This window comes from Streptomyces sp. NBC_00554, from assembly GCF_041431135.1.
GTDB lineage: Bacteria > Actinomycetota > Actinomycetes > Streptomycetales > Streptomycetaceae > Streptomyces.
The window spans coordinates 314,431-340,349 of record NZ_CP107799.1; the positions used below are offsets into that span (position 1 = coordinate 314,431).

General features: G+C 67.1%; 18 protein-coding genes and 3 pseudogenes. 13 read left to right on the forward strand and 8 right to left on the reverse strand.

All coding sequences use genetic code 11. From position 1 onward, the window contains the following. The first annotated feature begins 261 nt into the window (after positions 1-261). The 8 genes and pseudogenes from OG266_RS01520 (at position 262) to OG266_RS01555 (ending at position 12,623) form a co-directional block, all read left to right on the forward strand. Positions 262-4,344 carry a CHAT domain-containing protein gene (locus tag OG266_RS01520; RefSeq protein ID WP_371541775.1) on the forward strand — a complete coding sequence of 1,361 codons (4,083 nt, stop codon included), beginning with the start codon at positions 262-264 and terminating at the stop codon, positions 4,342-4,344. A 343-nt stretch (positions 4,345-4,687) separates the two neighbouring features. After that, positions 4,688-6,301: an ISL3 family transposase gene (locus tag OG266_RS01525; protein ID WP_371541778.1), complete on the forward strand. Its 1,614-nt coding sequence runs from the start codon at positions 4,688-4,690 to the stop codon at positions 6,299-6,301. 192 nt (positions 6,302-6,493) lie between these two features. Then, complete coding sequence (locus OG266_RS01530) at positions 6,494-6,976, forward strand: winged helix-turn-helix domain-containing protein (protein ID WP_371541781.1); 483 nt, start codon at positions 6,494-6,496, stop codon at positions 6,974-6,976. Between the two features lie 53 nt (positions 6,977-7,029). Then, a pseudogene (locus tag OG266_RS01535) lies at positions 7,030-7,299 on the forward strand (DDE endonuclease); the annotation flags it as partial. Positions 7,300-7,513: 214 nt separating this feature from the next. Then, positions 7,514-8,281 carry a transposase gene (locus OG266_RS01540; RefSeq protein WP_371541785.1) on the forward strand — a complete coding sequence of 256 codons (768 nt, stop codon included), beginning with the start codon at positions 7,514-7,516 and terminating at the stop codon, positions 8,279-8,281. Positions 8,282-9,008: 727 nt separating this feature from the next. Then, positions 9,009-10,109 carry a sugar ABC transporter substrate-binding protein gene (locus OG266_RS01545; RefSeq protein ID WP_371541788.1) on the forward strand — a complete coding sequence of 367 codons (1,101 nt, stop codon included), beginning with the start codon at positions 9,009-9,011 and terminating at the stop codon, positions 10,107-10,109. A 403-nt stretch (positions 10,110-10,512) separates the two neighbouring features. Beyond that, positions 10,513-11,304 (forward strand): ATP-binding cassette domain-containing protein, encoded by a 792-nt coding sequence (locus OG266_RS01550; protein WP_371541791.1) that lies wholly within the window; start codon positions 10,513-10,515, stop codon positions 11,302-11,304. After that, positions 11,301-12,623, forward strand: a complete 1,323-nt coding sequence (locus OG266_RS01555; protein ID WP_371541793.1) for a sugar ABC transporter permease — start codon at positions 11,301-11,303, stop codon at positions 12,621-12,623. The genes OG266_RS01550 and OG266_RS01555 overlap by 4 nt, the downstream gene beginning before the upstream one ends. Positions 12,624-13,091: 468 nt before the next feature. On the opposite strand, the gene OG266_RS01560 is transcribed toward OG266_RS01555, so the two are convergent. Then, the gene (locus OG266_RS01560) at positions 13,092-13,961 is read right to left on the reverse strand and encodes a LysR family transcriptional regulator (protein WP_371541796.1); all 870 of its coding nucleotides are present in this window, start codon (positions 13,959-13,961) and stop codon (positions 13,092-13,094) included. 107 nt (positions 13,962-14,068) lie between these two features. Between OG266_RS01560 and OG266_RS01565 the strand changes: the two genes are divergently transcribed. The 3 genes from OG266_RS01565 (at position 14,069) to OG266_RS01575 (ending at position 17,582) form a co-directional block, all read left to right on the forward strand. Further along, entirely contained in the window at positions 14,069-14,827 is a 759-nt protein-coding gene (locus tag OG266_RS01565; protein ID WP_371541799.1) for a cyclase family protein, read from the forward strand. Beyond that, positions 14,820-16,190, forward strand: a complete 1,371-nt coding sequence (locus OG266_RS01570) for a hypothetical protein (RefSeq protein ID WP_371541802.1) — start codon at positions 14,820-14,822, stop codon at positions 16,188-16,190. Before OG266_RS01565 ends, OG266_RS01570 begins: the two co-directional genes overlap by 8 nt. A gap of 285 nt (positions 16,191-16,475) precedes the next feature. Beyond that, entirely contained in the window at positions 16,476-17,582 is a 1,107-nt protein-coding gene (locus OG266_RS01575) for a substrate-binding domain-containing protein (protein WP_371541804.1), read from the forward strand. 117 nt (positions 17,583-17,699) lie between these two features. On the opposite strand, the gene OG266_RS01580 is transcribed toward OG266_RS01575, so the two are convergent. The 3 genes from OG266_RS01580 to OG266_RS01590 all read right to left on the reverse strand — a co-directional run bounded on the left by OG266_RS01580 (position 17,700) and on the right by OG266_RS01590 (position 21,515). Then, positions 17,700-18,731, reverse strand: coding sequence for a LacI family DNA-binding transcriptional regulator (locus OG266_RS01580; protein WP_371541807.1), 1,032 nt, complete (start codon positions 18,729-18,731; stop codon positions 17,700-17,702). 113 nt (positions 18,732-18,844) lie between these two features. Further along, on the reverse strand, positions 18,845-19,498 hold the full coding sequence (locus OG266_RS01585) for a hypothetical protein (RefSeq protein WP_371541810.1): 654 nt from the start codon (positions 19,496-19,498) through the stop codon (positions 18,845-18,847). Between the two features lie 835 nt (positions 19,499-20,333). Further along, positions 20,334-21,515: an ISAs1 family transposase gene (locus tag OG266_RS01590; RefSeq protein ID WP_371541812.1), complete on the reverse strand. Its 1,182-nt coding sequence runs from the start codon at positions 21,513-21,515 to the stop codon at positions 20,334-20,336. Positions 21,516-21,648: 133 nt separating this feature from the next. Here OG266_RS01590 and OG266_RS01595 point away from each other — a divergent pair. Together OG266_RS01595 and OG266_RS01600 are read left to right on the forward strand one after the other, a co-directional pair. Further along, a pseudogene (locus tag OG266_RS01595) lies at positions 21,649-22,005 on the forward strand (transposase); the annotation flags it as partial. A 17-nt stretch (positions 22,006-22,022) separates the two neighbouring features. Continuing rightward, positions 22,023-22,292, forward strand: a pseudogene (locus tag OG266_RS01600) (transposase); the annotation flags it as partial. Between the two features lie 19 nt (positions 22,293-22,311). Here OG266_RS01600 and OG266_RS01605 read toward each other — a convergent pair. From OG266_RS01605 to OG266_RS01620, 4 genes are all read right to left on the reverse strand, one after another. After that, a complete protein-coding gene (locus tag OG266_RS01605) occupies positions 22,312-22,878 on the reverse strand; it encodes a hypothetical protein (RefSeq protein ID WP_371541815.1) in 567 nt (188 codons plus the stop codon). A 214-nt stretch (positions 22,879-23,092) separates the two neighbouring features. Further along, a complete protein-coding gene (locus OG266_RS01610) occupies positions 23,093-23,641 on the reverse strand; it encodes a hypothetical protein (RefSeq protein ID WP_371541818.1) in 549 nt (182 codons plus the stop codon). A gap of 375 nt (positions 23,642-24,016) precedes the next feature. Then, on the reverse strand, positions 24,017-24,832 hold the full coding sequence (locus tag OG266_RS01615) for a nucleotidyltransferase domain-containing protein (RefSeq protein WP_371541821.1): 816 nt from the start codon (positions 24,830-24,832) through the stop codon (positions 24,017-24,019). A gap of 201 nt (positions 24,833-25,033) precedes the next feature. Beyond that, positions 25,034-25,882: a helix-turn-helix transcriptional regulator gene (locus OG266_RS01620; protein ID WP_371541824.1), complete on the reverse strand. Its 849-nt coding sequence runs from the start codon at positions 25,880-25,882 to the stop codon at positions 25,034-25,036. Positions 25,883-25,919 lie beyond the last annotated feature (37 nt).

Here is a 25,919-nt window from a genome sequence, read left to right on the forward strand (position 1 = left end):
CAAGAGCCGCACCACCTGTTCCGCGTCGGCACCGCCGCGCACAGCCGCGACGGTTTCCTCGGCCTTGGCCCGCGCTGCCCCCTCGCTCAGGGGCGGGCCTGCGGCCTCCAACAGAGCACACATCCGCGCGAGTTCTTCGGCCGGCCACTTCACAGCGGGCCCCTCCCCTTCGCACCACACTTCCGCGACCAGAGACTATGCGGCCTATGCGACATGTCGGAAGATGGGCGTCTGGGAGTGCCGACGGGAGCGGGGGATCTGATGGCACCGGACGAAACTCCACGAGCAGCAGAGGCCATACGTGACCGGTTGCGGCAGTACGAACTGACGGGGGATCCGACACTGGTCACCGGCGGCCAGGCGCGACGTGAGGCAGCGGAACTGCTGGCCGGGTCTCCCGGAGTGGAGGAGTATCTGCTCGCCGGACGGCTCGCCTGGTATCGGCATCTCGCTTTCGGCGAGCGTCGCAACGTGCGGGAACTGGTGGACGCCCTGCGACTGCTCGCCCCGGTGTACGCGAGCGCGCCTGACCGCCTTCCGCCGCCGCTACGAGTGGTATATGAGGCGGCGCAGCCCGACACCCCGCTTCTCGATGCATCGCGACTCGCCGCGGCCGCCATCGAGCTGCTCAACGCGGAGGAGCCGGACACCGTGCTGGCCATCGCGCTCCAGCGACTGGCCATCGCGCACTGCGAAGACAACCGGCTCCGGCCGGAACTGCTCGACGGTCTTGGCGCAGCCCTGGTGCGGCGGTTCACGGAACGTCAGGATGCGGACCTGCTTCGCGAATCCGTCACCGTACGCCGCCATGCTGTGGCATTGGCGAAGAGCGGTGACCCTGCCGTGCCTTCGATGCTAAGCAGCCTTGCGAATGCTCTCTATCGCCTCTTCGTAGTGCTCGGAGAGTCCGCCCACCTTTCGGAGGCCGTGGCGGCCGCCCAGCGCGCGGTGGAGCTTTCGCCGGCCGAGGACGCCGGGTTACCGGACCGCTACAGTGATCTCAGTGAGATGCTGTTCGCAAAGTTCATGACAACGGCAGACGTCACCGGGCAGCTGATCCCGGAGGACGCCCTCGAAGCTGCGGGGGCCGCGTCCAGCGCCCTTTCGCGTGGTGGGGAAGCCCATCCTCGTAGAGATCTGCACCAGGCCCTCTACGATCAAGCATGGGAGGCGCTTCAGCTGATAGCCATGGCCAACCATCAGGGCGACGAACCCATCGAGATGATGAACGTCAACCTCCGCAAGACGCAGATCGCCCTGCTCCGGGCAGAGCTGGAATCCGCGGCCGAAGCCGATCCCCCGATCCGTGCGGGTCTTCTCCGTTCCCTGGCCGAGGTGCATCTGGACCGGTTCGAGGCTGTGGCTAGCCGTCTAGACCTGGACGACGGCATACGGGCGGCCCGGGCCGCGGTGGACACGTCCCCGCCGACGCATCCCGACCATTTCCGGATCCTGCGGATACTCGCGAGGGCCCTGCTTGCCTCGTACCGCGTGTCGGGCGATCTTGACGCGCTCCGCACGGCAGTCGACACTTACCAGCAGGTCGCGAACCTCACTCCGCCGGACTGCGAGGACCGTGCCGACATTCTCAGCGAAACAGCCAGCCTCCTATTGACGCAGTGCCGTCCTGGTGAGACCGACGCGCTGGACAACGCGATCAGCACCGCGCGTGCGGCCGTCATGGCGGCGGAGCCCGACAGTGGTGCACACGGCAGAGCGCTGGCAGGGCTCGGCACCGCGCTCGAGCTTCGCTACCGCTCCGGCGAAGGCACTCAGGCGGATCTCGACGAGGGGATCGAGATGCAGCTCCTGGGGCTGAACCAACTTCCTGAGGATCACCCTGACTGGAGCCCGGCCCTGGCGAATGTGGCCAGCGGACTGCTCCTGCGTTACGGATTGCTGCGCCAGGACTCCGATCTCGACGAGGCCGTGGCACGTGCCCGCGACGCCATGGACGCCGTTCGTTCCCGTCCTGATCAGTGGATGCGTATCGCAGAGCCGAGCGACGTCCTGGCCGATGCCCTCGTAATCCGATATCGGAGCCGTGGCGACCTGTCGGATCTCGACGAGGCGATCACCGTGCTGAAGGTCGCCGTGGAGGCCGCACCGCTTGGGTTGCAAGTGGTCACTCGTTACTGCGAAGACCTCGCCATGTACTTCCTGCTGCGTTATGAGCGCAGTGACGCGGAAGAGGATCTGGACCAGGCGTCCGAGTTCAGCCTCAGGGCGGTCGAGTCGGCACCGGACAATGTGGATGCCCTCACAGCGCGGGCGTTCGCCTTGTTCACACGAGCCAAGGATGATGAGGCGCTCACGGACGAGGCAATCGCCGTGGCCTGGCAGGCACTGGAGCGGACCCCGCAGGGCAGCGCCACCTCTCCCGCGCTGCTGCGCTCGCTCGCCTACATGCTCACCACCAAGGCCTACCGCATATTGGCGTCTTCAACCCTCGGTTCCAGTGCGCGGCCACGACGCCTGCGTGACTGGCCGCGAGAATGGAAGAAGCGCTATTCGGTTGGGCTGCTGGCCATGGAAGCGCAGGAACTGCTGGAGGAGGCGGTACGGAGCGATCCCGATGACTATCCCATTTGCGCAGCCGAATTGGGCGACGTGCTGGTGCTGCTGCACAGAACGCTGCGGAGAAGCCGCCGAGTGCAGGACAAGGCCGCCAGCTACTACCGCACGACCGCCCTCAGCGAGTCCACACCGCCGGACCTCCGGCTCAGCGCGGCACGGCGATGGGGGCTGGCACTGGCCGCAACCCAGGACTGGGATGGCGCAACCGACGCCTACGCGCTGGCCATTGATCTCCTACCGCAGCTTGCACCGCGATCGCTGCGCCACGCCGACCGGGAACACGGCCTGAGTAACGTGAGCGGTCTGGCAGCCGACGCCGCCGCATGTGCCGTACGAGCCGGGCGGCCGGTCGATGCCGTCAGGCTGTTTGAGGCCGGCCGGGGTGTGCTGTGGGCCCAGGAACTGGAGGAGCGGGATGAATCGACCCGGCTGCGAGAGCAAGTTCCAGACCTGGCGAACCGTTTCGAGCGGCTGCGCGAACTAATCGGTCATTCCGGCACCGACATGGCGCCCGGTCCGGCGATGACCGACTCCTTCGGGTGGCGGGCCGTCTCCGATCCGCCGACACCCGGCGCCGCTGCGGCTGCAAGACAGCGGCTGACCGACGACTGGCGCACCCTGCTTGCTGAAATCCGTGCGCTCCCCGGCTTCACCGACTTCCTCAGCGCGCCAGAACTTGAGGGCATGCCGCTCCACCCCGGTGTGGTCGGGCCCGTTGCCTTGCTGAGTGCAAGCGCACACGGCGGCTGCGCCCTCCTGTTGCACCCCGACGGTCGCGTTGATCCGCTGCCTCTCCCTCTGTTGACGGATCGATCGACGACAAAGAAGGCCTCGGAATTCCTCCTCGCCCTGGAGGTTCTTCATCAGCACGACGTATCTCTACGGGATCAAAAGACCGCCCAGGACACCATTCGGGCAACACTGACCTGGCTCTGGACGGTGGTAGTGGCTCCCGTGCTCGACCGGCTCGGCTTCACCAGAGCGGCACCGACCCGCCTACTGCCGCGCATATGGTGTTCGCCGAGCGGGCCACTGTCCTGCTTCCCTCTCCACGCGGCGATGTCGGACAGCGGGGAACGGGCGCTGGACCGTGCGGTCTTCTCATACACCTCGACAGCGCGCGCTCTGCGTCGCGCGCAGGCGCTTCCTCAACTGCCGGACAACGATGCCCGTGTGCTCGTGGTGGCCATGCCCGAGACGCAGGGCGAGTTGCCACTGCCGGCCGCCCTCGACGAGGCTCGTTCATTGGTCCGCACGTTCAACGCGACTGAATTGATCGGTTCGGCCGCCACCCATGACGCTGTTCGGTCGGCATTGCCGTCATACGGGATCGTTCACTTCGCGTGCCACGGCCGTTACGACCCGGCGCACCCCGCGGAAAGCCGGCTGCTCCTGTACGACCACCAGACTCATCCGTTCACCGTACGGGAGGTCTCACAGCTGCACCTGCCCCGAGCCCGGCTGGCCTACCTGTCGGCATGTTCCACGGCATCGTTCAGCGGCGTGCTTGTGGACGAGGCGATCCATCTGTCGGCGGCGTTCCAGTCCGCGGGGTTTCCCCAGGTGATCGGGACACTGTGGCCGGTGGCTGACGCAATCGCGGCGGAGGTGTGCGAAGCCGTGTACACCGGTCTGCGCACGGGCCATGGTGGAGGCCTGGAGATCGGGCAAGCGGCTCGCGCACTCCACGGGGCGATTCGAGAACTGAGCGACCGGTACCCCGCCACGCCGAGTCTTTGGGCGGCATACCTGCACGTAGGCCCGTGAGCGCCAGCGGCCGGAAGTCGAAGTGATCAAGGGCCGGGACAAGGGACACCCGCCGACCTCGCGTTCCCTATGGACCAGCGGCTTGCACTCTCGAAACTGCATCCGGGTAGCGCAAATCACGGTGCGACAGCACGTGACCGGATCGTGTCTGGCTAGGCGGCGCTTGGGGCTCTGGCACAGATCTTTGGGAGCGGTCGCGGAGGGTCGCCGCGGTGTTCGATTGCGAGAGGGCGGTCTCGTATGAGACCGCGTACGCCTCGCCATCGGACAGCAAGTAGTGACGCTCCGTCAGATCCCGACGGGACTCCGCAGTTGTCGACTGTGGCCGGTGACTGTGCTGGTCATGCAGGCCAATGCAGCGTTCTGGGACTTGTTGGTGTTCGACGGGATCGACGATGTGGACGTCGAGGCGGTGACCGCTGTCTTCGGCACGATCGACGTCGTGGCGAGAGGCCGGGCTGCGGGTGCCGTTTGTCCGGACTGCGGTCACTTCTCGGAACGGGTGCACGACTCCTACCAGCGCAGGTTGAAGGATCTCCCGCTTGGCGGGCAGAGCGTCGTGATCCTGCTGCGGGTCCGGCGCTTCATCTGCGACGTCGTGGGCTGTCCACGCCGCACGTTCGCCGAGCCGTTCGCGCAGCTGACCGCCCCGTATGCACGCTTCACCACCCGGCTCAACCACACCTTGGAGCGCATCGGGCTCGCGCTGGCCGGACGGGCCGGCGCCCGGCTGGCAGCCCAACTGGGCCTTGGCGCTGGGCGGATGACCCTGCTGCGCCGCGTCATGGCGCTGCCGGATCCGCAGTTCACCACGCCGCGTGTACTCGGGGTGGACGATTTCGCCACCCGGCGTGGCCACTCGTATGCCACCGTGATCACGGATGGCGAACGCCACCGGCCCATCGATGTCCTGCCGGGACGCGAAAGGGCCCCCTTGGCAGCGTGGCTGGCGGCCCACCCGGGAGTTGAGGTGATCTGCCGTGACCGCGCAGGCGCCTACGCCGAGGGCGCCGCACTCGGAGCCCCGCACGCACTCCAGGTCGCGGACAGGTATCACTTGCTGCAGAACCTCGGCCAGGCCGTTGAGAAGTGCGTTGCCGCGCACCGTGACTGCCTGCGTTCCATCGCACCGCAGCCGGACGCGGCCACCGAGGGAAACGCCGACGGAGGCTCCGCCGTCGAGCCGCGCTCACTCTCTTGGCCCACTGGCCGGCGGGCCGAGCGGATGCGCGCCCATCATGCCCTGGTTCACGGCCTGTTGAGCGAGGGGATGGGACTCCGTGCCATTGCCCGCCACCTGGGCTGGGGAAGGCACACCGTCCAGCGGTATGCGCGCGCCGCCCGCTGGCAGGACATAGTCACCGGCCGCAGTTCCCGCAGCAGCCGCCTCGATGTTTATCAGCCATACCTGCAACGGCGCATCGACGAAACCGACGGCGCGATCACCATCATCGAGTTAGGCGAGGAACTCGCCGACCGCGGTCATCCGGTGCCCTACAGCAGCCTGCGGGACTGGGCCCGCAGCCGCCTGCAGTGGCCCGACGCACCCGCACCGGCCCCCGCGGCGCCGTCCGTCCGCGCCGTCGTCGGCTGGATCACCCGACACCCCGACACCCTCACCGAGGACGAGAACCGGCTGCTCAAGGCGGTACTCGACGGCTGCCCGGAGCTGGAGCAAACTCATGAACTCGTACGGGACTTCGCCCAGATGCTCACCCAGCGCACCGGCGCTGACCTGCCGGACTGGATCAACACCGCCCGCGCCGCGCAGTTGCCCGGCATCACCGGCTTCGCCCGCGGACTGACCTCCGACCTCGAAGCCGTGATCGCCGGACTGACCCTGCACTGGAGCTCGGGAGGCACCGAGGGCGCCGTGACACGCGTGAAAAAGATCAAGAGGCAGCTCTACGGCCGAGCCGGATTCGCATTACTTCGCAAGATGATCCTGCTTCAGTGACGCTCCGCGACCGCTCCCCTTCTGGGACAGAGCTCGGAAGATGTCGCCATAGCCACACGGGCGTGTCGGCTTTGGTCCTCATCTCTTCCGGTCACCTTGGCAGGAGTGGACCCACGGCTCATCGCTTACTGACCTTCAAAGCGTGGTGTCGTGAGGGCTGACAGCTGGTGTTCCCGGCGGTATGCCGTCTTCATGAGGTACGCGCAGGGTGGCGGGCTGACCGCTGAGCGTCGGGCGTTTCGGGAGCGGCTTCGGGCAGAGGCGGCCGAGCGATTCGCGCGCGGTGACGACACCGCCGTTGTCGCTCATGACCTGCGGGTCACTGTCCGCTCGGTGCAGCGCTGGCGCAGAGCGTGGGCCGAGGGTGGGACGCGGGCTCTTGCGTCGAAGGGACCGGCGTCCCTGCCGCTGCTGAGCGATGAGCTGTTCGCGGTCCTGGAGCGGGAGTTGGACAAGGGCCCCCTCGCGCACGGCTGGCCCGACCAGACCTGGACTCTGGCACGGATCAAGACCCTGATCGGGCGCCGGTTCCACAGGAGCTACACGATCCAGGGCGTCGCGGCCCTGCTCAAACGGCACGGCTGGACCTGTCAGCTCCCCGCCCGCCGGGCCCTGGAACGCGACGAGACAGCGGTGGCCGGCTGGGTGAAGGAGACCTGGCCGCACGTGGAATGACCGCGGCGGCGCTCGACGCCTGGCTCGTCTTCGAGGACGAGGCCGGCTTCTCGATGACGCCGCCGACCGCCCGCACCTGGTCCCGCCGCGGCCGCACTCCCGTCGTGCGCGTGCGGGGCCGCTCCCGCCGACGCTTATCCGTCGCTGCCCTGGCCTGCTACAAACCCGGCGAACGCTCCCGGCTGATCTACCGGCCCTGCCCGGACGCCCGGCCCGACGGACGCAAAAGCTTCTCCTGGCAGGACTACCGCGACCTGATCCAGACCGCGCACCAGCAGCTCGGCGGCCCGATCGTGCTGGTCTGGGACAACTGTGAGACTCATGGGGCGCCGTCCGGGGCCAGGGTCTGACCCGTGGGACAACTGGCCCAGGTTGCCTTGTTCAGGATCTGTCGGCCCGCGGTCCTGGGCGGCGGCTGCTGCCATCGGACCGGCGGGCGTGTCTCGATAGGGGCCTTGCCGCACCAGGCACCGTCACAGTTCTGACCGCCCACCGGCCCGACGTCGGCCATCAGCCCCGTGCCGATCGAGGAGCCGCGTGACCATCACCAGCCTGCCCCAGCCGACTCTGCCCGCACAGTCTGAAGAACCGCCGGCAGAGGACGTGATCCTGGGGGTGGACACCCACAAGGACGTGCATGTTGCCGCCGTGATCACCGTGCTCGGGGTGCTCCTGGCCCACCAGGAGTTTCCGGTCACCGCTGCCGGATACCGTCAACTCCTGGTCTGGGCACGCTCTTTCGGCGTCCTGCGCCGAGCCGGTGTGGAGTGCACGGGTTCCTACGGAGCGGCCCTGACACGCTTCCTGAGCCGGGAGAGCATCCACGTTGTCGAGGTCAATCAGCCCGACCGGGCCCTGCGCCGCAAGCACGGCAAGACCGACGCCGTCGATGCGGAGGCCGCGGCCCGCGCGGTGCTGTCCGGACGCGCCGACGTCACGCCCAAGACCGGCCAGGGGCCGGCCGCCGACATGCGCGTGCTCCGTCTGGCGAAGGAATCGGCCGTCAAGGCCCGCACGCAGGCGAAGAATCAGCTCAAGGCCGTACTCCTCGGAATCGATCCCGAGATGCGCGAGACACTTTCCGACCTCAGCAATACGGCCCTGATCGCCACGTGCGCCGACCTTCCCGACACTGGCGATGCCGCCGTCTTCACTCTCCGGCTGCTGGCCCGGCGCATCCAGCAGCTGACCGCCGAGGTGAAGGAACTCGCCCGCCGGGTCACCAAGGCCGTTCGTCGGTGCCGGCCGGAGCTTCTGGGCATCATCGGGGTTGGGCCCGACCAGGGCTTCGGCGTAGTTGCATGACGTCCGGTTCGTGATCATCCGCGGCCGAGGAGTGCTGCACTGGCGATGCTGGCTCTGGCCTGGGCGTATGCGACGCTCTGCTCGACGTGGCGGCGTCCGGTTGCCTCGATGGCGGGCGTCGAGCCGGTGCCTGATCAGTGCGCGGTGGCGGGAGGGGTAAGAGGCTGACCCTATCGCCGAAGAGGAAACCCGTCTTTGTAACGTGCGAGCGAATGCGGCTTGACTGCATTGCTAACGGCATACGGCAACGCGGTGCAAGGGTCGGCCCGGTTCTGCGTCTTGAGCGACAGGGGGGTGCCCCGGTGCGGCGGACCCTGCGGGCACGCTCAGCCGGTCCGACCGATCCCGGGGCGGCGCGCGATCCGCGCACCCCGCACAGCTCACTCAGTCACTGAATGCGCGAGGGGCCGGCGAATGAGTCCCGAGACGCACCAAAACCTCGCGATCACAAATGAAAAGAAGCACCATCTGATGCAGTGACACCATCACATCCAATTTACCCGTGACGCATACACCGAAATGCCGTTGCGGCTGCCCTGGCCAGCGGTTTTACCGAAATCTAGGCCGGGGTTCGCTTCAAATCTCCATGACTGTTTCGTGATACCAGAACAAAAGATGGCGGTCGTCATTCCGTTAGGCATTGAATTCTTGACGCCGCGATGACGGTCGCATCGACTTCCAGTCACACCGGCCGCACATTGCGGCCCTTCCTCGGAGGGATTCCGGCATGAACGCAACGATGCGCAGATTCGTCATAGGTACCGCCGCGTTTTCGATGACCCTTTCCGCGGCCGCTTGTGGGAAGGCCGGAGGCGACGACTCCGGCAGTGACAGCGCCAGCTCCTCCGGCGGCAACTCCATCGGGCTGCTGCTGCCGGACAGCGTCACCACGCGTTACGAGAAGTTCGACAAGCCGTTCTTCGAGGCCAAGGTCAAGGAGCTGTGCGGCGACTGCACCGTCTCCTACAGCAACGCCGGTGCCGACGCCGCCAAGCAGGCGCAGCAGATCAGCACCATGGTCACCAAGGGCGTGAAGGTGCTCGTGGTCGACCCGCAGGACTCCGCCGCGACCAAGTCCTCCATCCAGGCCGCGGTCGACAAGGGGGTCAAGGTGATCGCGTATGACCGCCTCGCCCAGGGCCCGGTCTCCGCGTATGTGTCCTTCGACCCGATCAAGGTCGGCGAGCTGCAGGGCCAGGCACTGCTCGACGCCCTCGGCTCCAAGGCGACCCCCAAGTCCAAGGTCGTCATGATCAACGGTGACGACGCCGACCCGAACGCCGGGCTGTTCAAGAAGGGCGCGCACCAGGCTCTGGACGGCAAGGTCGACATCGCCTACGAGCAGTCCGGCCTGTGGAAGGACTCGGTCGCCGCGCAGAAGATGTCCGCGGCCATCACCCAGCTCGGCAAGAACAACATCGCGGGCGTCTACGCCGCCAACGACGGCATGGCCGGCGGTATCGCGACCACCCTCAAGGGCGCCGGCATCAGCAGCACTCCGCTGACGGGCCAGGACGCCGAGCTCGCTGCCATCCAGCGGATCCTCGTCGGGACCCAGTCGGCCACCATCTACAAGGCGTTCAAGCCTGAGGCGGAGGCTGCAGCCCAACTGGCCGTCAACCTGCTGCAGGGCAAGGACATCTCCTCCCTGGCCACGCAGACCGAGACCAGCGGCTCCGGCGACAAGGTCCCCTCGCGGCTGCTGACCCCCGTGTCGGTGACGGCCGACAACATCAACGACACGGTCGTCAAGGACGGCCTGTACACGGTCGCCGACATCTGCACCGCCGAGTACGCCGCCGCCTGCAAGAAGGCCGGTCTTCAGTAGGACACGCTCCACCCCTCGACACGACGCCCGTCGGCCCGGGCGGTCTCACCAGCCCATCGGCCGGACCTCCTCGGATCGAGACGGTCAAGATCCGTCCGGCACAACGGCAAGGCACGGCCCTCACCTCCAGCCGGCCAGCAATGCGGCTGTACTCCTCGGCCCGGTGCCGAAAGGCACGGCACTGCGGCAGATCCACGCCGCGGCCGCGCCCGGGCTGCCTCCCCAGAACTCGTCCGGCGCCCGCCCCGCCTTTCACTCCCCGCTGCGGGGCGGCGCCGGACGACACCACAGTGGAGCGCCCCAGGAAGACGCTCTGTCCTTTCACTGCTTGTTCTTTTGTCATCCACCGCTCACGCCCACCTCGGGCACAGGCGGCGTTCCCGCCGGTCAGGCGGCGAAGGAGATGGTTCACGTGTCTGCTACGCCCGTGCTGGCGTTGCGCGGAGTCTCCAAGCGATTCGGTGCGGTGCAGGCACTCACCGATGTCGATCTGGAGGTTCACGCCGGAGAAGTGGTCGCCCTGGTCGGCGACAACGGCGCAGGAAAGTCGACGCTGGTCAAGACGATCGCCGGCGTCCACCCCATCGATGAGGGCGTCATCGAGTGGGACGGCAACCCGGTCAGCATCAACAAGCCGCACGACGCCCAGGGACTCGGCGTCGCGACCGTCTACCAGGACCTCGCGCTGTGCGACAACCTCGACGTGGTCGGCAACCTCTACCTCGGCCGCGAGCTGCTCCGCCGCGGTGTCATCGACGAGGTGTCGATGGAGAAGAACGCGCGTGAACTGCTGAGCACGCTCTCCATCCGCATTCCGAGTGTGCGCATCCCGATCGCGAGCCTGTCCGGCGGTCAGCGCCAGGTCGTCGCCATCGCCCGCGCGCTGATAGGCGACCCCAAGGTCGTGATCCTCGACGAGCCCACCGCCGCCCTCGGTGTCGAGCAGACCGCGCAGGTCCTCGACCTGGTCGAGCGGCTGCGCGAGCGCAACCTCGGCGTCATCCTCATCAGCCACAACATGGCCGACGTCAAGGCGGTCGCGGACACCGTCGCCGTCCTGCGTCTGGGCAAGAACAACGGCTCCTTCCCCGTGAAGGACACCAGCCACGAAGAGATCATCGCCGCGATCACCGGGGCCACGGACAACGCCGTGACCCGTCGTGCGGGGCGTCGCACCGCGGAGGCGGCAAAGTGAGCGACACGTCGAAGACCCTGAACAACCCCATCACCGGCCCCGCGCCGGGAGAAGAGAATGCTGCCGGCGACCCCACGGTCGCGCCGATCACGATTGTCGACCCGCGGCTGCTGGTCCGCGAGGAGGGCCTCAAGGGCTACTGGACCGAGTTCACCCGCAAGGTGAAGGGCGGCGAGCTGGGCTCGCTACCGGTCGTGGTCGGCCTGATCATCATCTGGACCATCTTCCAGCTGAAGAACGACCGCTTCCTGAGCGCCGACAACCTCTCCAACATCAGCTACTTCCTCTCGGCCACCGGCATGCTCGCCATCGGCCTGGTGTTCGTGCTGCTGCTCGGTGAGATCGACCTGTCGGTCGGCTCGGTCAGCGGACTCGCGTCCACGATCTTCGCGGTGTTCGTGGTCGACCACAGCATGAACCCATGGCTCGGTCTGGTCCTGACCATCGTCACGGGTGCCTTGATCGGCGCCCTGCACGGCTGGTTCTTCGCCAAGATCGGCGTACCGGCCTTCGTGGTCACCCTGGCCGGTTTCCTCGGCTGGAACGGTCTGATGCTGTGGCTGCTGGGCTCCAGCGGCACCATCAACATCCCCTCGGATGCCGGCCCGATCCACCTGCTCGGCCAAAGCTCCTTCTTCATGGACCAGGCCATCGTCGGCGCCTACCTGTTGGCCGGCCTCGGCGTCGTCCTTTCCCTCGTCGGCAACTTCGGTGAGCAGCGCCGCCGCAAGGCCGCGGGCGTGCCCTTCCGGCCCACCAGCGAAATCCTGCTCCGGGTCGGTCTGCTCGCCGTGGCGTCCTTCGTCACCGCGGTCGTGCTGAACAACGCCTCCGGTGTCTCCAACGCCCTGGTGATCTTCCTCGCGGCGCTCGTCATCGTCGACTTCGTCCTGCGCCGTACGACCTTCGGCCGCAAGGTCTTCGCGGTCGGCGGCGGCATCGAGGCGGCCCGTCGGGCCGGTATCAACGTCCCGCTGATCCGTATCACGGTGTTCGCCATCGCCGGTGGCTTCGCGGCGGTCGGCGGTATGTTCTTCGCCGGTCAGACTGCCTCCGCGACGCTGAACGCCGGTGGCGGCAACACCCTGATGCTCGCCATCGCCGCGGCCGTCATCGGTGGTACGTCGCTGTTCGGCGGCCGTGGCTCCGTCTGGTCCGCCCTCCTGGGCATGCTGGTCATCCAGTCCATCCAGACCGGCCTCGACCTGCTCAACATGAACACGTCGATCCAGTACATGATCACCGGTGGTGTCCTCCTGGGCGCCGTGGTCATCGACTCGGTGTCGCGCCGCAGCCAGAAAGCCGCAGGTCGGGCCTGACACGCTGGCCCCGCATACGTGCCGCCGCCCGAACCTGACGACGGGCGGCGGCACCCGGCATGTCCGCCAAAGAATTCGCTTCCTTTGAGACTTCCTGTTGCCGCAGGTGTGCCGGAGCAGGCACAGATCAGGCATGCGGCACCTCGAAGACGAGGAATGACGAAGCGCTCGGCCTGTGCACTCATAGCGTTCAGTCTCTGCGGCGACATCCGGTGAGTCAGGCAATCGTGAATGCGACAACCTGTGGTGAGAATCAAGATTTGCGTAAACACAGCCCCACGGCGGGCGGGCGACGATGCCCCGTGCCCGAAGCCATCCTCGCGCGTGACCGCGCTGCGGCGGTCGCCTCCAGGCAGTCGGGCCGGCCGGCGCAGTCGCTCTTGCAGGTGCGCGCCGACGGCAGCAAGGCAGACCGGCAGGCCGACGCGGCTCCTTGAGCCAGTCGATGTCCTGCCGGCGGCCGGGTTTTCAGCGGGTGCTGTGTGCGGTGATCTCGCGGGCGATGCGGTTGAACGTCACTACGTCGGTGCTGCGCAGAGCGAAGGCGTAGACGTCGACCGTTGGCGGGGGGTTGATGGCGACCAGGTCGAGTGAGTCGGGCAGGGCCTGTCGGTTCGGTACCAGGGTCGCGCCCAGGCCGGCGTCCACGTAGGAGACAGCGGCACTGAGGTTCGCGGCGGACGGATTGTCGATGCGTGTGTCGCCGATCGACTTGCGCAGTTCGCTCAAGGCATGAGCGTTCGACGGGCAGGTGACCCAGTCCTGCGTACCGAGTTGCCCGGCCGGCACCGGGCCCCCGAGGCGGGGAGAGGCGTCGTGCGAGACGGCCATAGCGAGTTCCAGGGAGCCGACGCGCTGCTTTCGCTCCCGCCACGACGCCGCGTGTACGGGGCCGACACCGACGTCGATACCGCCGGATGTGACAGCTTCGATGAGTGATTCGGTGTCGGAGAAGGTCACGACGCGAGCCGAGAGCTTCGGAGCGGACGCCCGCAGGCTCGCCACCGACTGCGCGAGCCACAGAGCCGGTGTCATCTCGTTCGCGCCGATGATGATGTCCTTGCGCATACTGCTCGCTGCCCGGACCGCCACCTCGCGCGCACGCTCGACCGCCTGCATCGCCTGCTGGGCCTCGGCCAGGAAAGCCCGGCCCGCCGGGGTCGTGGAGGTACCCATGGCCGTGCGCTCGAAGAGCATGACGCCCAGGGAGCGCTCCAGGCTGGAGATCTGCTGGGACAAGGACGGCTGGGCGACATGCAGTGCTTTCGCAGCGGCGCAGATGGCCCCTGCTTCATCGACAGCGAGTGCGTACTCGATCTGCCGCAAGGTGACTGTCATAGGGCCAGTCTAACGGCGACCCATAGGCTTGCCCTATAGCCCTTTCCTATTAGGTAAGTGAGAAGTGGTCTTTGTAACCCCTCGTTCAAGCGTGTTTCGCTGCCTGTATGACTTCCCAGATAAACGCCATCAGTGAGGTCGACCGCCTCGCCGACACCCTGCACGGCTTCAACATCGTCGACCTGAGCCACACCCTCGAACTCGGCATCCCCACCTTCCCGACGCATCCGAAGTACATCATCGCCGACTACACGTCGATGGACGACGTCGCGGAATTCAAGCAGCTCATCATGTGCGACCACTCCGGCACGCACATCGACTCCCCCTCCCACTTCGTCCCCGATCCCGAGGACCCCAGGCGGATCTCGACCGCCGACCTGAGCGTGTCCCAGCTGATCGGCCGCGCCGTGGTGATGACGTTCGGCCCGTTCGAGGCCACCAGCCACCACATCAGCCTTGAGGACGTGCAGGCCTGGGAGGAGGCCAACGAGCCGGTCTGTGACGGTGACATCGTCATCATCAACACCGGCTGGGCCAAGCGCTGGACGACGATCCCCGAGGGCTTCGACTACCTGCGCGGCTGGCCGGGCCTGAGCGGTGAGGCGTCCTCCTATCTGCGCGGCAAGAACATCAAGGCCGTCGGTATCGACTGCATCAGCATCGACCCCGGTGACGTCTCCGGCGACGACCTGAAGGCGCACTACGAGTTCCTGCCCAATGGCGTCCTGGTCCTGGAGAACCTGACCAACCTCGATGGCCTGCCCCCGGTCGTCCTGTTCGCCGCGCTGCCCCTGAAGATCGCAGGCGGCACCGGCTCGCCGGTCCGCGCGGTCGCTCTCGTCGCCAAGGGAGACTCCCGTGCCTGACCACATCACCCTGCGCCAGGTTGAGCTTCCCCCGCTGTCCCAGCTCGGACCTGAGCCGACCCTGTCACCCGAGGTGTACGCCGGCCGCATCAGCCGCGCCCGTGTCAAGATGCGCGAACTCGGCCTCACCCACCTCATCGCCTACGCCGACCGCGAGCACCCCGGCAACAGCCTCTACCTGACCGGCTTCGACCCCCGCTTCGAAGAAGCACTGGTCGTGCTGGACCTCGACAACGCGCCCTTCATCCTGGCCGGCAACGAATCGGCCGCGATGGTCCCCGGCCTGCCCGTTACCGCCACCACCGTGCTGTGTCAGTCGCTCAGCCTGCCGGGCCAGGACCGCAGTGTCCAGCAGCGTGTCTCCACCGCCCTGCGCCAGGCCGGTGTCGATGCCGACTCCCGCGTGGGACTGGTCGGATGGCGGCCCATCACGGCCGACGACTCCCGCCTGTCACAGTTCGCCTACGCCGTGCCGGCCTTCGTGGTCGGTGAGATCCTGGACGTCACCCAGCACCTCACGGACGCCACCACCGTGCTGATGGGCATCGACGGCCTGCGCTCGCGCAATGAGGCCGACCAGATCGCTCTCAACGAGCACCGCTCCACCCGCGCCGCCGGCCACGCCTGGCGGGCCCTGGAAGCCCTCACGCCCGGCCGCTCGGAGCTGGGCACCGCCGCCCACATGGGTCTCAACGGTCTGCCCCTGAGTGCGCACGTGATGCTGACCACCGGCAGCGGCAAGGTCGTCGGCCTGTGCAGCCCCAGTGACCGGGTGATCGGCCACGGCGACCTGCTGTCGACCGCGGTCGGCCTGCAGGGCGGCCTGACCTCCCGTGCTGGCTATGTGCTGCGCGCCGATGAACTCGACCAGCGGCAGCTGGACTTCGCGGCCGGCTACTTCGCCGCAATCGCCGTCTGGTACCAGGGCCTCACCCTGGGAGCATCGACCGCCGATATCGCCGAGCAGACCACCAAGGAACTCGCGAAGTCGCAGATCCGCCCGCTGCTCAACCCCGGCCATCTGCAGCACATCGACGAGTGGCTCGACAGCCCGTTCGCCGCCGGATCCGCCGGCACCGTCCACTCGGGCATGTCCCTGCAGGCCGACATCATCCCCGTCGGCGCAACCCCTGACCTGGCCGCCAACTGCGAGGACGCGGTAGCGATCGCTGATGCGGACCTGCGCGCGGAACTCGCCGAGCGCTACCCGCATATGTGGCAGCGCGTCACTGCCCGGCGCACCTTCATGACCGAGGTCCTCGGCCTCACACTCGCCGAGGAAGTCCTGCCCCTCTCCGACCGCCAGGCCGTGCTTCCGCCCGCCCTGCTCTCGCTCTCCGCGGTCCTCGTCGCCACCGTCTAGAAGGCTGCGCGGCCCCGAACACTCATCCGGCACTCACCCGCACTGCCGCCGTATGCCGCCACCTCGGCATACGGCGCACGCAGTTGAGCGTCGTCGGCCAAGCCGGCCTTGCCTTGTGCGGGCCAGACCTGCGGCCCGGACCTGTCTCCCGCGCACTCGCTCGCCCTCGTCCACGGCCCGTCGGCGTCTCTGCCCGCCGGTGCGAGCGCACCGCCGCAGGACACGGCCTCGCCTCGTTCCTGCCTTGCCCTTTCCCAGCACCTCACAGCGAAGTGAGCCTCGCAAATGCGCTGTAGCGCCATACGTCTGACCGTCTGTGCCGCCATGTTGTCGCTGGCCGCCTGCGGGACGCTCAACCCCACGTCAAGCAGCGATGACACCACCCTGGTCAAGGGCGACAACATCACGGTCGGAGTGCTGATGCCGGATAAGTCCAGCACCCGCTACGACCAGTTCGACGTACCGATCATCAAGAAGAAGGTCGCCTCCCTCACCGACGGCCACGGCAAGGTCGCTTACGCAAACGCCGCCTCCGACGCAGGCAAGCAGACAAGCCAGATGGAAAAGATGATCACCGACGGAGTCGACGTCATCGTCCTGGACGCCGTCGACACACACGCCATCGCCGGCACCGTCCGCAAGGCCAAGGCCGCAGGCATCCCCGTCATCGCCTACGAGCGCTTGGCCGAAGGGCCGGTCGACGGACACGTCACCTTCGACAACGCCATGGTCGGCGAGGTGCAGGGCCGCTCACTCGTGGAAGCCCTGGGGGCCGGCATCGACCCGTCGGCGAAGGTTGTCATGCTGAATGGCTCCCCGTCGGATCCCAACGCCCGTCAGTTCGAGCAGGGTGCCGTGTCGGAGATGAACGGCAGAGTGACCGTCGTCGCCTCCTACGACATCATGAACTGGAGCCCGCAGATAGCCCAGACCCGCATGACGAAGGCCCTCACGCAGTACGGTGCGGCGGATGTCGCGGCGGTCTATGCGGCCAACGACGCCATGGCCGCAGGCGTCCTCGCGGCGTACCGGGCCGCAGGAGTCACCGCCATTCCGCCGATCACCGGCCAGGACGCGGAACTCGCCGCCATACAGCGCCTCCTCACTGGCGAGCAGTACATGACGGTTTACAAGCCCTACGCCGACGAGGCGGAGACCGCAGCCGAGGCAGCCGTCACCAAGATCCAGGGCCGCAGCATCGAGTTCGATGCCCTTCAGCCCGACACCGTGGACAGTCCCACCGACAAGGACATCCCCGCAAACTTCGTGTCCGTGGCCCAGGTGACCAAGGAGAACATCAAGAACACCGTCGTCGCTGACGGCATCTATCAGATCTCCGACATCTGCACCGCGAAGTACAAGACTGCATGCAAGGACGCCGGCCTTATCTGACCAGGCAGGAAAGGCACCCGCCAGCACGGATGACCTGACAGCCCGTGCCCGGCGTGCCGCAGCGGCACGGAGCCAGGGTCGGGCAGGCACCAGGGCAGCACCGGATCCCGCGAAAGGCTACGCCGGTGCTGCGGCCGTGCCGCCGATGACCAGCGTGACGGGCGTTTTCTCCATCGCCGGCGGCCGGTCGGGATGGTCGATGCGGTCGATCAGCGCCGTGACGGCCCTGGCAGCCATCACCTCAAGCGGTGTGTGCACTGTGGTCAGCCGCGGCTGGACGTAGGACGCTGCGGGGACGTCATCGAAGCCGACGACAGACAGGTCCGCCGGAATACGGACGTTAAGCGCACGTGCACCGGTCATGAGCCCGATGGCAATGGCGTCACTGGCCGCGAACACCGCGGTGGGGGCCGGGGCGGCGGCTAGAAGATGCGTCAGGGTGCCGGCCCCGAATTCCTCGGTGAACGACCCGCTGAACGTAATCTGTGCCGCCGGGTCGATACCGGCTCGCTCAAGGGCGTCTGCCCAGCCACGACGGCGTTCCTGCACTGACCGCAGCGCGGGCGGACCAGTGAGAAGGGCGATGCGCTGATGCCCCAGCGCGGTCAGATGGGCTGTGGCCTGGTAAGCCCCGGAGTAGTCGTCGACGAGCACCGCATCCGCTGCGGGCGTCACCGAAAGCGCTTCGTCCAGCAGAACGACGGGCAGACCGTCTTCGATCAGTGCGGAAAGGGCCTTGTTGAAGCCGAAGTTGCCGACGTACACGAGCCCGTCGAGGTTCTTGTCGCGAAGCAGTTCCACATAGTCGTTCTGCTTGCGGGCATGGCTGGACGTCGAGGCAATCAGAGCCTGGTAGCCGTGGCCTTCGGCCGCAGTCACGAACTGCTCCGCGATCCGCGCGAAGTAGGCATTGCCGATCTGCGGCACCACCAGCCCCAGCACACCTCGCGGCCGGGCCGGGCCGCGAGGCGTACTGACAGATCGCGTGTAGCCCACGGCTTCCATCGCGCGCAGCACCCGGGCTTCCGTCTCCGGACTCAACTGCAGCGCCCCGTTGAGATAGCGGGAGACAGTGGAAACGGCGACCTGAGCGTGCGCGGCCACATCATGCAGACTCACCCGTCTGTCAGAACCGGACACCCGTGCCATCCCGCCCCCTGTCAGCTCCACTCGCGGCTTGTCTCCGCCCTCGAACAATATAAGCGCACCGTCGCGCAACAGCGTTGCGCGACAGACGCCGCCGTCATGACCACCAGAGGGCACTACGCGCAGGCAGCGAGAATGCGCTCCCCGGTGATGGACAGCACGATGTCAGCTGGGAGCGCTCCGTGGCTGTTGTGCCGATGGCGCACCCCGACGGTGAACGCCCCCTTGCGGCCGGCCGCCAGTAGATAGCGGTCAGTGTCGTCGAAGGTGATGACACCCGGAGCCGCCCGCTCCTCCAGCAGAGCTAGCTTGTCCCCGTCCGGAGCACGGTGCACGACTGTCACCATGTCACTTATGCCCCAGTCGCGCACGGCACGGCCTATGAGGTCCAGGTCGCCGTTGGAGACAATGTCCTGTCGCACACCAGCGCGCGCGAAGGCCGGTACGAGCGAGACGCCGACTTGGCTGAACTTGAGACCGGCGGCGGCAAGGGAAGCGAAGGCCGCCTCCCGCTCTTCCTCCAGCAGGCTGATGTCCTGCGGGCCAGCATCCAGCCCCCTGTGGATCAGGGTCTGCCAGTTCTGCCATGCGGTGTTCCCGATCAACGCTGTGTACCAGTCGCCGACCAGTCGTACTCCGTGCGCGGTGAGTACCTGGGCGTAGCTGGCCTGGTGCAGAGATTCGGTCTCCGACAGTACGCCGTCGAAATCCCAGACGACGGCCTGCGCAGGCCCGTGGCGGTCCAGCAGGTCGGTCAGATCAACGTTCATTGCTCAAATTATACGCAACGTTGCGCAATATTGCGGAGTTCTCGGCGGTGTCGAGGTCGGGCCCAGTGCCGGCGTGCACCGGATCGATCTCGCAGCCTGCCTCCGGGCTGCCGAGTTCTCCCCTGTGTGCGCCGAGCGGCTGACACACTCACGCTCCGCTACAGCTTCGTCCGCCGCCATCCGAGTCCGACGGGCCGCCTGGCGGCGTGAGGCGGGCTGCGCGGCGCAGGTGGGCGGCGAGCGCGTGGGCGGCCAGGGTGGCGGCGCTCGGAACTGTTCCCCGGGCCAGCAGATGGGTGCGGCGGGGCCAGAACTGAGAGGCGGGAGACGATCACCCGCCCGCACCCCGTACTGCCGCCCAGCCTGTACGGGGCACCCCGCGTTACCGACCATCAGATACGTGCCGAGCCAAACTCACGCGGGACGTTGCCGCAGCCTGATCCGGTCATGCCAGCCACCACAATTGGCGAGTGCCACCGAGCCCTCGTCATCGAGCACCGCCTTGCCACCGGAAATGCGGCCAGGCCGGTCGTCTAGCGTGACGGAACCTGTCGCAGTCTCACGCGGGGCTCAGATCTTCCACGGCGGGTTCGCGAACCATGCCCTCCGAGAATCACGGAACCTGTTGGATTCGGTCAGCGTACGGGTGGAGGAGGGCGCCCGCGGTGCCATCGGCGAGGGTGCGCTGTGGTGCTCCTGGTTGGGCCTGGGTGGGGGCCGGGTCGGTGCGACCGAGCAGGTCGAGGGCGGCTTGGGGGCCGTGGTCGCGGCGGGCAGCGGCCACCTCGTCCAGGTCCCAGGGCTTCGTCGTAGTCGCATGACGCCCGGTTCGCGATCATCCGAGGCCGAGGAGTGTGAGGGGGCGATGGGGGTTGCGGGCGTTGTGGCGGAGGCCGGCGGCGATGTTCTTCGCTCCGGCTGTTCGGAGGGCTCCGATGGCGAGGTTGCGCCAGGTGGCCATGGCGCGGGGTGCGTTGCCGGTGCGCACTTGTGAGGCGTCCTCGGCGAAGGTGGTGTCGCGGACGTGGTGCAGGGCTTCGATCTTCCAGTGGTCGCGGACGAGTTGGGCGAGTTCGGCAGGGGTGGCCTGCTCGGCGGTCAGGCTGGTGACGGCGTAGACCGTCTTGATGGTGGTCCTGCCGGTCTTGCGGTTGGTTCGGCGGCGCTTGATCTGGACGGCCTGGCGGGTTCCGGGGAAGGGGAGGCTGTTCACGGTGGCGACCTTGATGCGGCGGATCTCCGAACGGCCGTGGCCGATGCCCCGGGTGCGGCCCTGAAGCGGGATGTCCTTCCACGGAAGGGACTTGAGCTGTCTGCGCAGCTTCTTCTGATTGCCCTTCACGATCACGATGTAGTGGGCCCGGCGGCCGAGGAGGTATGTGGCGTGCTCGTGCTGGGTGTGCATCGCGTCGCTGGTCACCACGGTTTTGGCCAGGTCGGCGACGGTGTCCAGCAGGGGCTGGAAGCAGGTGATCTCGTTGGTCTTCTCCCCGACGTCCAGTTGAGCCAGGACCAGGCCGGTGGTGTGGTCGAGCGCGGCGAGCAAGTGGATCTTCCGGCCCTTCGCCCTGGCCGCGCCCCGCAGGGTCTTGCCGTCCACCGCGAGGCCGCGTAGCCCGGCCGGCTTGGGGCAGCGGTCTGCGAGCCAGTGTCCGACTGCCCGGTCCAGCGCGTCGGCGTCGATGCGGCCCAGCAGCCGGCGGACCGTTGTCTCGGAAGGCAGGACCCGCCTGGGCAGGAGCGGGTCGGTACGGGCGCCGACCTGTTCCAGCACGAGTGGCGGGGCATCGGCGATCCACTCGCCAACCGCCAGCAGCGAGGTCGCTCCGGCCAGTACGGCACACGCGGTGAGCGCGAGCACGACGGCCAGACGATGACGCACCCCGCGCGAATCACGCGGGTCCGGCACCTCGGCCAGCCGCTCCAGCAGGCCCGGAACCTCCTGCGATGCGACCTCGGGATGCTCCCGGAGTTGGTCAAGGGCAGGCGGGATCAGCGATGATGCGTCGGCAGGCACGGTCTTCCACTCGGATCACGGGGCGTAGAGAACTCCATGATCTTGGAAGCCCGTGCCTGCACTGCTTCCCGCCCCCCACAGAGCCGACAGGCCATCACGAACCGGGCGTCACACGACTACGCCGAAGCCCTGTGGGCCCGACAGCGCCGCTGCCTTGTTGATCGCCGCTGGCGACAATCCGGAACGGCTGGACAGCGAGGCATCGTTCGCCGCTCTATGCGGCGTCAGCCCGGTCGAGCAGTCCTCCGGAAAGACGCAGCGACGGAGGCTGAACCGCGGAGGGAACCGGCAGGCCAACGCTGCCCTCTACCGCATCGTCGTTACTCGCCTTCGCCGTGATACACGGACCCGTCTCTACCTCGAACGACGCACCAAGCAGGGCATGTCGAAACGCGAGATCATCCGTTGTCTGAAACGCTACGTCGCTCGCGAGATCTACGGTCAGATCCAGCGGACGCCAGCCCTGGGCGTCTCGTCTGCTGTCGCTTGACGCAACATAGGGGCATCCTCAACGTCCATCTCGCCGCCGGGATGCGGCAGTTCATCGCCGGGCGGGACTGGCTCACCGTCTACCAACTCCCGCCCTACTCACCCGACCTCAACCCCGTCGAAGGCATCTGGTCGGTACTGCGGCGCACCACCACAGCCAACCGCGCCTTCGCCGACCCGCAAGACCTGATCACCACCGTCCGGCGCGGCTTACGCCAGCTCCAATACCGCCACGACGTCCTCGACGGCTGCCTCACCGGCACCGGATTGGCACCCGCCTCACCATGACGACATCACGCATTCAAGGTCAGTAGGTTGATGCCACAGGCTTCGAGGAAGTCCCTCTCCGGTCGGTGCTCGGGCCGTGCAGCGAGCCAGCGGAGACCTTGCCGTAGATGGCGAGGTCCACCTTCATCTGAGTACGCAGCAGCGACAGTTGCTGTCGGGAGAGTTCGCTTCTCCATCGTTCGAGGTCGCCGAACTCGCGTCGATGAGCTTGGGCACAGAGGCTGGCTGGGAAGAGTTCATCGTCGGAGCAGCGTAGGTTCGCCTTCGCCTTGAGGTAGAGCTGACGGGTTTTGTCGGTCAGAACCATGCCGTTGCCATCGGTGTAGTACCAGTCGGTAACCCGCTCGAATAGGTCATGCCGTTCTGCCTCATTCATAGGCTCGGACCGGGTGGGAGAGGCGACTCTGAGTAGCGCCCAGAGAGCGGCGTACGCCTGGATGCGACGTTCGGAAGTCTTCAAGTCGAGTTGGCGGCGGTAGCTGTTGGCCAGGCGGGCACCGTAGACGGCCACGCATGCGGTCGCTATGCCGACAAGAAGGGTCGCTGCGGCGGTGATAGTCGCTGGGACGAAAAGGTTCGCTGCCATGTTGGTCTTCTGTACTCGTGACGATGCCCGGCGACCAGTGCAACGCTCGTCTGTACAGCCCAATCGGGCCGAAGCCGTTCCCCGGTGCTGACGCTCCGCAACCGCTCCCCAAGATCTGGGACAGAGCCCAAATAGCGCCGCCCCAGCCACCTGTTGCATGTTGCGGCTGTCGGCGTACACCTTCAGTTGCTCCACGGCGTACGAGTGAACGTGCTCAGGGGTGAATGGGTTGACCGGGAGGCCGGGTGGGGTCGTAGTGGGTGCGGGCGAAGGTGTCGTTTGCGCTGTGGACGGTGTCGGGTTGCGGCGGTGCCGGCCAGACGCTCAGAAGGTGCTCTTCGACAGCGGTGTCGCCTTCGTGTGTCTCGCCTTCATCGCGTCCGCGTGCCTGAACGCGGACGCGGTACCAGCCTTCCCCGGCCGTGGCGAAGTTCCCGGCACTCTCTTCGACATCCCCGCCCCATCGGAATAGCCGAAGGATGCCACTCGTGCTGCAGATGCTCACGTCCACTACGGTCTCCCACTCCTGCCGGGGCAGGAGTGGTTCATCCGCGCACTGCTGAGTGGTCAGGCGTATCCAGCCGGTGTGCGTGCCCGCCAGCACCGTGAGGTGTTCTGGGCCCCCGGCTGCCAGACTGTTTCCCGCGAAGATCCGCCCGACCGTGTCGGTGTCGTCGTAGTCGTCGAGGAAGTCGTCGCCCTGCAGGTAGTACTGCTTATAGGAGACGAACATGCGATCTGAAGTCCACGTCGTGTAGCGCATCCACCGGATCATGCCCTGCCCCACTGACAGCGCTGGAAGAGCGCCGCACCCTGCTTGGTGCCCTTGGGTGGTTCATCTCCGAGTGAAGTCACGGCTGGTCTGACGATCCTCCGCATCGACGGGCAGCGTGTCCCCGTTGGGCTCGACGAGACCCACAAGGGCGCCTGGCTGGGTGGCACGGTGCAACTGAACGACCGCCAACTCAGCTCTGCTGCACGGTCGTTACGGACTCCACCGCTCAGCCATCAGCCAACCAAGACCCTGCACCTGAAATGTGAAACAGGCACCGAGCCATTCCTCTCCGCCATACCCGGAGAAGACACCGCGACATTCAACTGTGGCCTTCAACGCGAGCTGGCACCATCGTGGTCTTCGTCATCGTGCGAGCTCATCGCAAACCTCGGCGGCAAGCCTGTCGGCGTCATCGAGGGCCGCAGCGAGAGTGGCCGGGGTGGTGCCGAGCGCGGAAAGCAGCGTGTGAGCCCGTTCGACAAAGTCCGCAGGGGCGACGGCGAGTTCTCCCGCGGCTCGCACCGCTCCCTTTTCGTTAAGCACCCAACACCTTTCATGAGCGTGGAGGGCATGTACGAGGAGTCCGACCGCGCGGAAGAGACAACCGGCGACATGGAAGGCATCACCGCGGGCTGCCCCTTTGCGGGCGACGGCCAGGATGAACGGCGCCTCCCATTGCGCGTTGCCGATGAGCGCTTCGCGCAGCCGTGCCGGATACAGACGAGTCTGCTCCTGCAGGGTTTGAAGCTCGCCGCTGGGGTCGGCGAGGACGCGCCCAAGTGCCACCTCACCGGCATAGGCGTGGGAGTACACCCCCAGAGGGTGGCCGGGCTGGGCACCGACCTCGAAGTGCCCGCCCTGGCACTGTTGCCAGATGCGGTGCACCCGGTCCAGGTCGCGGTAGATCCAGTCGACGCGATGGCCATCGATGGTCAACCAGGCACCACCGTCCACCCACGGTCCCCAGCCGCCTGGCTCGGTTACTTCCACCGGCCCGCCCGTCAGCTCGGCTGCCAGCAGGCGCAGAGCAGCAGTATCCAGCGGCGCCCGGTAGTACAAGCCCAGATCGAAGTCGGAATCGGGACCGTGCGTTCCCCTTGCCCGGCTGCCTCCCAGGCACACACCAACGACACCGCTGACATCGGCCAGCCGATTCGCGATCTCCACGAGGCGATCCACGAGCCACAGTCTGCAGAGGCAGATCGCCACCCGCGACCGAATTACCTGGCACCCGCGCCCAACCCGGAGAACCGGCCCACGCAGCTGCGCGTCGGCGTAACAGCCGGCGCTCTGTCTGTCGACTCGAGTGTCGGCAGACGGACACTCCGCCATGAAGGCCGTGGTTTTCCTGAGTGGCGGGAGGACCAGTCTCGACCTGAGTTACGTGCCGGCGTTCGCCTGGGCCTGCTTCGGCTCGGCGGCCATGGCCCTCAGCGTCTCGAAGGCAGCCGCCGTCGGGCTGGCCGGTTCGGCTTGGTAGACCACCAGTTGCTGATGCGGGGCGCCATTGACCGTGAAGGCCGCGAAGTCGATGTGCAGGTCGCCGACTTCGGGATGCTTGAGGTGCTTGCCTTCCTGGGACTTGCTCTTGACGTCGTGCAGCTGCCAGATCCCGACGAACTCCTCGCTGTCCGTGGACAGTTCGGCGACCACCGCGGCGATACGGGCCGATTCGGGATCGTGGCCGAAGGCGGCCCTGAGTTCGGCGACGCAGGAATGCGCCGCTCGCTCCCATTCCTGGTAGAACTCGCGCCCCGCCGGATCGACGAACACGTTGCGGGCGAGGTTGTCGAACCCGTCGAATCCGCTGTGGAGCGCCGTGGCAAGGGAGTTGCCCGCCAGGATGTCGAGGGCCGGGCCGAGGACGAAGGCCGGGGTGTGCTCCCAGCCGTCCATCAGCTGCAACAACTGCGGGCTGACCTCCGCCTCACCCCAGTCGTGCGGGCGCTGCGAGGGCGTGAGGCAGAGGCGGTTCAGGTGGTCGGTGGCCTCCGCGTCCAACTTCAGCGCCTGTGCCACGGCCTCCAGCACTTGGGAGGACGGGCTGTTCTCGCGCCCCTGCTCCAGCCTGATGTAGTAGTCGGAGCTGACTCCGGCGAGCATCGCGACTTCTTCCCTGCGCAGTCCGGGCACGCGGCGTCGGCCGTATTCGGGCAGACCGACGTCCTGGGGCTTGAGGGCCTCGCGGCGGGCCCGGAGGAAATCTCCCAAAGGGGTCCCATTGCTCATGCGGCAAGACTAGATGCTTTTCGGCCGACGAGAAGGG